Source organism: Mesorhizobium sp. M1C.F.Ca.ET.210.01.1.1 (assembly GCF_004791585.1).
Lineage (GTDB): Bacteria > Pseudomonadota > Alphaproteobacteria > Rhizobiales > Rhizobiaceae > Mesorhizobium.
In genome coordinates this window covers 406,171-412,500 of record NZ_SRUU01000001.1, presented here as the reverse complement: position 1 = coordinate 412,500, position 6,330 = coordinate 406,171, and the positions used below count along the sequence as shown (strand labels likewise).

5 protein-coding genes (1 of these 5 only partly in view) are annotated in these 6,330 nt (G+C 64.5%); 2 read left to right on the top strand and 3 right to left on the bottom strand.

The genetic code is table 11. The features are described 5' to 3' along the window. Window positions 1-1,958 carry the 3' portion of a M23 family metallopeptidase gene (locus EN853_RS02075; protein ID WP_127857635.1) on the top strand. Its footprint begins 22 nt before the window's first position, so 1,958 of the gene's 1,980 nt are visible here — the last part of the coding sequence; its start codon lies beyond the left edge, outside the window; the stop codon is at window positions 1,956-1,958. Here the strand turns inward: EN853_RS02075 and EN853_RS02070 are convergent. Further along, window positions 1,955-3,511, bottom strand: coding sequence for an MFS transporter (locus tag EN853_RS02070; protein WP_127857601.1), 1,557 nt, complete (start codon window positions 3,509-3,511; stop codon window positions 1,955-1,957). The two genes, EN853_RS02075 and EN853_RS02070, sit on opposite strands and share 4 nt — an antisense overlap. Before the next feature lie 155 nt (window positions 3,512-3,666). Between EN853_RS02070 and EN853_RS02065 the strand changes: the two genes are divergently transcribed. Further along, window positions 3,667-4,299, top strand: a complete 633-nt coding sequence (locus EN853_RS02065) for a TMEM175 family protein (protein WP_127857600.1) — start codon at window positions 3,667-3,669, stop codon at window positions 4,297-4,299. Here the strand turns inward: EN853_RS02065 and EN853_RS02060 are convergent. Both EN853_RS02060 and EN853_RS02055 read right to left on the bottom strand, forming a co-directional pair. Next, on the bottom strand, window positions 4,273-5,790 hold the full coding sequence (locus EN853_RS02060; protein ID WP_127857599.1) for a L,D-transpeptidase family protein: 1,518 nt from the start codon (window positions 5,788-5,790) through the stop codon (window positions 4,273-4,275). The two genes, EN853_RS02065 and EN853_RS02060, sit on opposite strands and share 27 nt — an antisense overlap. A gap of 139 nt (window positions 5,791-5,929) precedes the next feature. Then, window positions 5,930-6,289, bottom strand: a complete 360-nt coding sequence (locus tag EN853_RS02055) for an MmcQ/YjbR family DNA-binding protein (RefSeq protein ID WP_127857598.1) — start codon at window positions 6,287-6,289, stop codon at window positions 5,930-5,932. Between the last annotated feature and the right edge of the window lie 41 nt (window positions 6,290-6,330).

The following is a 6,330-nucleotide window of genomic DNA, read 5'->3' as shown; positions in this document are numbered from 1 at the left end:
TAGCCGAACTCGGCAACGAGCCGCCGCTGATCGCGGACGGCCGCAGCGGTCCGCCTGACCGCCGCGAAGTCTCGGCGCGTTGGCTTTCGGGTACTTTCCTGACCGGCGTGACCTCGAGCGTGCTGATGGGCGTGGCCTTGTTCGCGGCGCTTGACGGGCGCCAGCAGCTGGCGACGCCGCCGGAAATCGCCGAGCTCATCAACCTTGCCAGCGGCGGCGATGATTCCGGCGAGCAAGCCAAGACCACCAGGCTAGTCGCGCCGCGCCAGATTGCCAGGGCCAAGGACCGCCGGCGCATGGAAGTGTCGATGGTCACCAAGGTCGGCGACCGCGATGTTATCCACACCATGCCGTTCGTGCAGATCAAGATGGCGCTTGCGGCCGGCCACACCACCAGCCGCCCCTATCCGCCATTCGACCCTTTGCAGGTCTTTGGCGACGATGGCGACGACAATGCCCAGCCGGCCACCGCCGCGGCGGTCGCCGGCCAGATCTACGGCGCCAAGGTCGAAAGCGAGATGTCGCTGAAAACGGTCGATTTCCCGATCGAGACTGCGTCGTTCGACGAGAAGAGCGACCTCTCCGCCGACGAAGTCGAAAAAGTGGTGCGCGAAGCCGGCAACGGCTTGAGCGACGGCGCCGTCCAGGTGGCGGCGCTTCACTATGTCGATCCGCAGCGATTCGGCGACGCCTTCGCCGAGAGCATGGCCGGCTCCTACGACGTCAAGATCACGCCGGAAAACGTCTCGGTTGCGCCACGCGCCGCACTGGAAGACCAGACGCCGGCCTTTGCCGAGGAAATCATCCCTTTCACCAGCGATACGGACATAACCGAGGCCTTCGCCGATTCGGGCTATACCGGCGACGACGCCACCGGCATGTCGGAAGCGATCGGCAAGCTCTTGAACGCCACGGCGCTCAAGGCCGGAACGGTGCTTCGCGTCGGACTCGAGATACGCGGCGACATCGCCAAGGTGGTCCGCACCAGCGTCTATGACCGCACCACCCACATCGTCACCATCGCGCTCGACGATCGCGGACAGTTCGTGCCGGCGCAGGAGCCGGACCCCAATCCCGAATTGCTGACGGCGTTCGACGATTCGCAGCCCGTGGTGGTGCGCGGCAACCTGCCCAACGTCTATGACGGCATCTATCGCACCGCCTATTCCTACGGCATGTCGAAAGCGATGACCCAGAAGCTGATCAAGCTTCTAGCCTCCGACGTCGACTTCCAATCGCGGCTTTCGCCTTCCGACCGCCTGGAGGTCCTGTTCTCGCAGCCTGACGGCGACGACCAGACCTCCGACAATTCCGAGCTTCTCTACGTTTCGGCCAATTTCGGCGGCCAGACGCGCAACTTCTACCGCTTCCAGATGCAGGACGGCAGCACCGACTATTTCGACGAGAACGGGTCGAGCGCCAAGCAATTCCTGCTGCGCAACCCGCTGCCCAACGGCCGCTTCACTTCCGGCTTCGGCGCGCGGCGGCATCCGATTCTCGGCTATGTCCGCATGCACACCGGCACCGACTGGGCCGCACCGATCGGATCGCCGATCATCGCCGCCGGCAACGGCGTCGTCGAGAAGGCCGGCTGGGCTGGCGGCTACGGCAAGCAGATCATCATCCGCCACGCCAATGGCTACGAGACCTCCTACAATCACCAGAGCGCTTTCGCCAAAGGCATCGAGCCTGGCGTTCATGTCCGGCAGGGCCAGGTGATCGGCTATCTCGGCCAGACCGGCCTCTCGACCGGCCCGCATCTTCACTACGAGCTGATCGTCAACGGCACCAAGGTCGATTCGATGCGCGTCCGCCTGCCGGTCGGCAAGGTGCTGAAGGGCGACGACCTCGTCGCCTTCAAGCGCGAGCGCGAGCGCATCGACGACCTGCTCAAGCAGGAAGACGGCAACTCGCTGAAGGTCGCCAGCGCCAAGACTGATTCGCAGCTGCCGAATTAATCGCCCGAATCGCTCGTTTGCTGCGGCCAGGGCAACGCCTGGCCCGGCACGGTGAACCAGGCGATGGCCGACGACAGCAGGCAAAGCAGCGCCGTCACGGCGGCGACCGCGGCAAAAGCCGAATCGCTCGCAGCAATCCTCAGGTGGTCGAGATCGGCCGCAAGCCCGGACGCCGGCGGCTCGCCGAAACCGGGGATGCCGGCAGGGTTACCGGTCGATCGCGCATAGACGAAAGCCGCGAGCGAGCCCATCGCCGCCACCGCGATCAGCCCGCCGATGCGCGAGACGGCGTTGTTGATGCCTGACGCCGCGCCGGTGTCCTTGTCCTCGACGGACGTCATGATCGCGGTCGACAAGGGGGACACGACCAGCGCCATGCCGAGTCCCATCAGCGTCATCAGCGGAAAGGTCCCGGTCCAGAAATGATGGATGCCGGCATCGGCGAGCAGCGCCAGACCAGCAAACGCAATGGCGACCACAAAACTGCCTGCGGCGATCGGCAGGCGCGGACCGATCCTGTCGGACCACCGGCCGACCGGCCCCGACAACAGCGCGATCGATGTCGACAGCGGCAGGAAGATGAAGCCGACCTCGGCCGAGCTCAGTCCCCAGCCCGCGATCAGGACCATCGGCATGTAGAAGAGGTTCGCCGACAGCGCGAAATAGAGGAAGAAGGTCGCGAGATTCGCGCCGGCGAAAGCGCCGATGCGAAACAAGCCGAGATCGATCATCGGCTCGCGCTGCCAGCGCTCGTAGAGGATGAAGACGAAAAGCAGGACCACGCCGGCCACGATCGCCGGCCCGGCCATCATCCCGCCGCCCTCGGCGTTCATGGCCGTTAGTCCATAAGCCAGCGATCCGAAGGCGAGCGTGGCGAGCGCGGCGCCGCCAAGATCGAGGCTGCGCTTCTCGGTCGGCTGGTCGGCCGGGATCTTGACGAGCAGCAGATAGATCGAAACCAGCCCGAGTGGCAGGTTGACGGCAAAGATCGCGCGCCAAACGCCGTTGCCGAAAGTCGACAGGACGAAACCGCCCAGCACCGGACCGAGCGCGGTCGTCAGCGCCGAAGCGGCGGCCCAGATGCCGATTGCACGGCCGCGCTCCTTTTTCGGATAGGCCTTGGCGATGATGGCGAGGCTGCCCGGCACCATGATGGCGGCGCCGATGCCCTGGATGGCGCGGAAGCCGATCAGCACTGCCGGATTTGGCGCCAGCGCGCAGGCGAGCGAAGCGGCGATGAAGAGCGCGATGCCGGTCACGAAAGCGTGCCTGAGGCCGAACCGGTCGCCGGCAGCGCCCCCAGCTAGAATCAGCGCCGAAAGCGTCAGCGCGTAGGCATTGGAAATCCACTGCGCCTCCGCCAGGCTGGCGCCGAGATTGACGCGCAGCGCCGGCATGGCGATCGCCAGGACCGACCCGTCGATGAAGCCGAGCGCCGAAGCCAGGATCGCCGCCACCAGCACGAACTTGCGCCGCATCTGCGGGCAGAACGTTCCGTTCGCGCGCGTCGCGGTCGAAATCGAATCGGCGGTGGCTTCATTCGAGGAAGGCATGAAAACTTGCTTAGCTTTCCGGCGCGTTCGTAACAACGAGCCAGAAGATTGCAGTTCTTGAAACCAGCTTGCATGGTCAGGCGGATGCCTGCCCTGATGCAAACCGCTAGTTGCGTGATAGGTTCCCGCCATCATGCGCCAAAGGGGGAAAAGTCATGAAGCGGCCGCTTGAGCCATCAGCAGAGGGGCGCGGACGCATCGTCGGCATAACCGACGGCGTCTTTGCCATCGCGCTCACCTTGATCGTGCTGGAGATCAGGGTGCCGTCGCATGAAGCGGTGCATTCGGAAAGCGAGCTGCTTGCCGCGGTCATGGCTCTCGCGCCGCGTTTCCTGACCTATGCGCTGAGCTTCCTGACACTGACCATCTTCTGGTTCGGCCAGCAGGCGCAGCACGGCCTGATCGCAAAATCGGACCGGCGGCTTGCCACGCTAAATCTCTGCTTTCTTGCCTTCATCGCGCTGTTGCCGTTCTCCACCGACCTTCTGGCCGATTTCCTCGAATTCCGGGTCGCGGTGCTCGTCTACTGGCTGAACCTGCTTTTGCTCGGCGCCACGCTGTTCGCGAGCTGGTGGTACGCCGACAGGAACGGCATGCTGGGGCAGGACGTCGATGCGGATACGAAACGCGTCGTCTATCAGCGCATCATCAAGGCGCAGATCCTTTGGGCGATCGGCGCAGCGCTTTGCCTCATCACACCGCTGGCAAGCATCGCCTTCATCCTGCTGGTGCAGCTGATCTATGCCGCCGCGCTGCGCGGCTCACTGCTGAGCAAAATCATCGGCTGACGATCCGCCGACAAACTCCACGGTGACGCCCGGCGACACGATCTTGGCAAGCTCACGCGCGTCCCAGTTGGTCAGGCGCACGCAGCCATGGCTCTCGGTCTTGCCGATCTTGGAAGGGTCGGGCGTTCCGTGGATGCCGTAAGTCGGCTTGTCGAGCGCGATCCAGACCGAGCCCACTGGACCGTTCGGCCCGGGCGGAATGGTCAGGATCTTGTCATTCTGGCCCTGCTTGAAATTGATGTTGGGGTTGTAGGTGTAGTTGGGATCGAGCGCGATGCGCGACACGGTGTGGATGCCCGTAGGCGACGGCGTGTCGGCCGAGCCGATGGTGGCCGGATAGGACGCGACCAGCTTGCCGCCCGCGTCATAGGCGAAGACTTCCTTCTTGTCCTTGTCGGCAACGATGCGAGCGACCGGCGTCGACACCAGCATGCCGAAATTGGCGACCTTGACGATCGTGCCCGGCCGGTTGAAGTCGAGCCCCTTGTTGATCGACTTCAGATAGCCTTCGTCCATGTGGAAGCGCTCCGCCAGCGCCTCGGTGACCGAGGTGTAACCCATGCGATCGAGCTTGGCCTTCTGGCTGTAGTCTTCCGGGATCGAAGCGACATAGGGCCCGGCCGCATCCTCCGGCGTGATCGTGTAGGAGGCGAAGGCCTCGCCGCCCGACTGGGCGAGCGCCGTCTTGATGCCGACCGCGTCGGTCGATTTCAGATTGCTGCCGGTGATCTGGTTGTAGGCGGCCAAGGCCTTGTCGACATTCGAGCCGAAGCGCCCGTCGATGACGCCCGGCGAGGCGCCGGCGCGGTCGAGAAGCACCTGAAGTTCGGCCACGTCCTGACGTACGCCGAGCGACAGCGACGGGTCGACGGTGGCCTTGCCGCCCGTGTCCGGCGGCAGCGCGAACTGCGTCTCCGGGTTGGTCTGCAGCACTTCCCCCTGCCCAGGCTGCTCCTGATCGATCGATGCCTCATCCAGCGGCTGGCGCTTGATGGTGTTCGGGCTCGGCGTCCCCGGATAGGTGGTGGCATAGCCCTCGTCATTCGGCGCCGGCGGATAGGCGTCGATGGAGTTGTCGTTATAGGGGTCGTTCTCGTCGACCGGCGGCGGAATGACCCGGCCTTCCTCTTCGAGCTGGCGCCTGCGGAAGCGGGCCATGTCATCGGGATTGTCGAGATAGTAGCGGTCGTCGTCCTCGACCGGCGCGCGCCCGAGCTCCTGCATCCGCTGCTGGCGGCGCAACGCCCGGCGGTCGAGCCTGCTTCTCGGCGGCTGGATAGCGATCACCTTGCCGGTGTCGGCGTCGACAAGCACCCGGTTGCCCCTGGCATCGTAATAGATGTCGATATTGCCGTCCTGGGCGAGCACGAGCGCGCCGTGTTGAGCGGGCCGGGCCGACTTCTGCACATCATCGCCGCTCGGTGCCGCGAGCGCACCGGAAGACACCAGCCCGGCCGCGAGTGCCGAAAGGGAAAAGATGGTGCGCAGCATGTGGGTCAGGCTCTCCGGTCGACATGGGTCTTGCCAGGCGACCCCTTCGCCAGCAAACCAGTTACCAAGGTTAAGGTTCCAATATGAACCGGGCATGAAGATGGCGGATTTCCGGCGTTTCATCATTGCGAACCGAATGTCAGCCCAGCCCCAGATCGCTGCGCGCAAGTTTCGTCAGCTTCAGCGTGACCAGGCGGTGGCTTTCGCGCAGATAGTCCTTCAGCGCCGCATCATCCACGCTTTGGCTTGTCTGGCGCTGGATCCATTTCATGCCGCGTGAGGCGAGATAGGGCGCGGGTCGGCAGCCCAGTTGTTCCCTCAGCACGTCAAAAGCCATGTCGGAGCATTTGAAGGTGACGAAGACCTGGCCCTCCCGATCGTGCCCGCCGATCGCGAACACCTTGCCGCCGACTTTCCAGACATGGGCGCCCCCCCATTGCACGACATGCGTCGCGGCGGGCAGCGAGCCGCAGAAGCCGTTGTAGTCCTCGAGCTTCAACGAATCGGTCCTTTCCGACAACCGAGATCGGTACCGGTTTT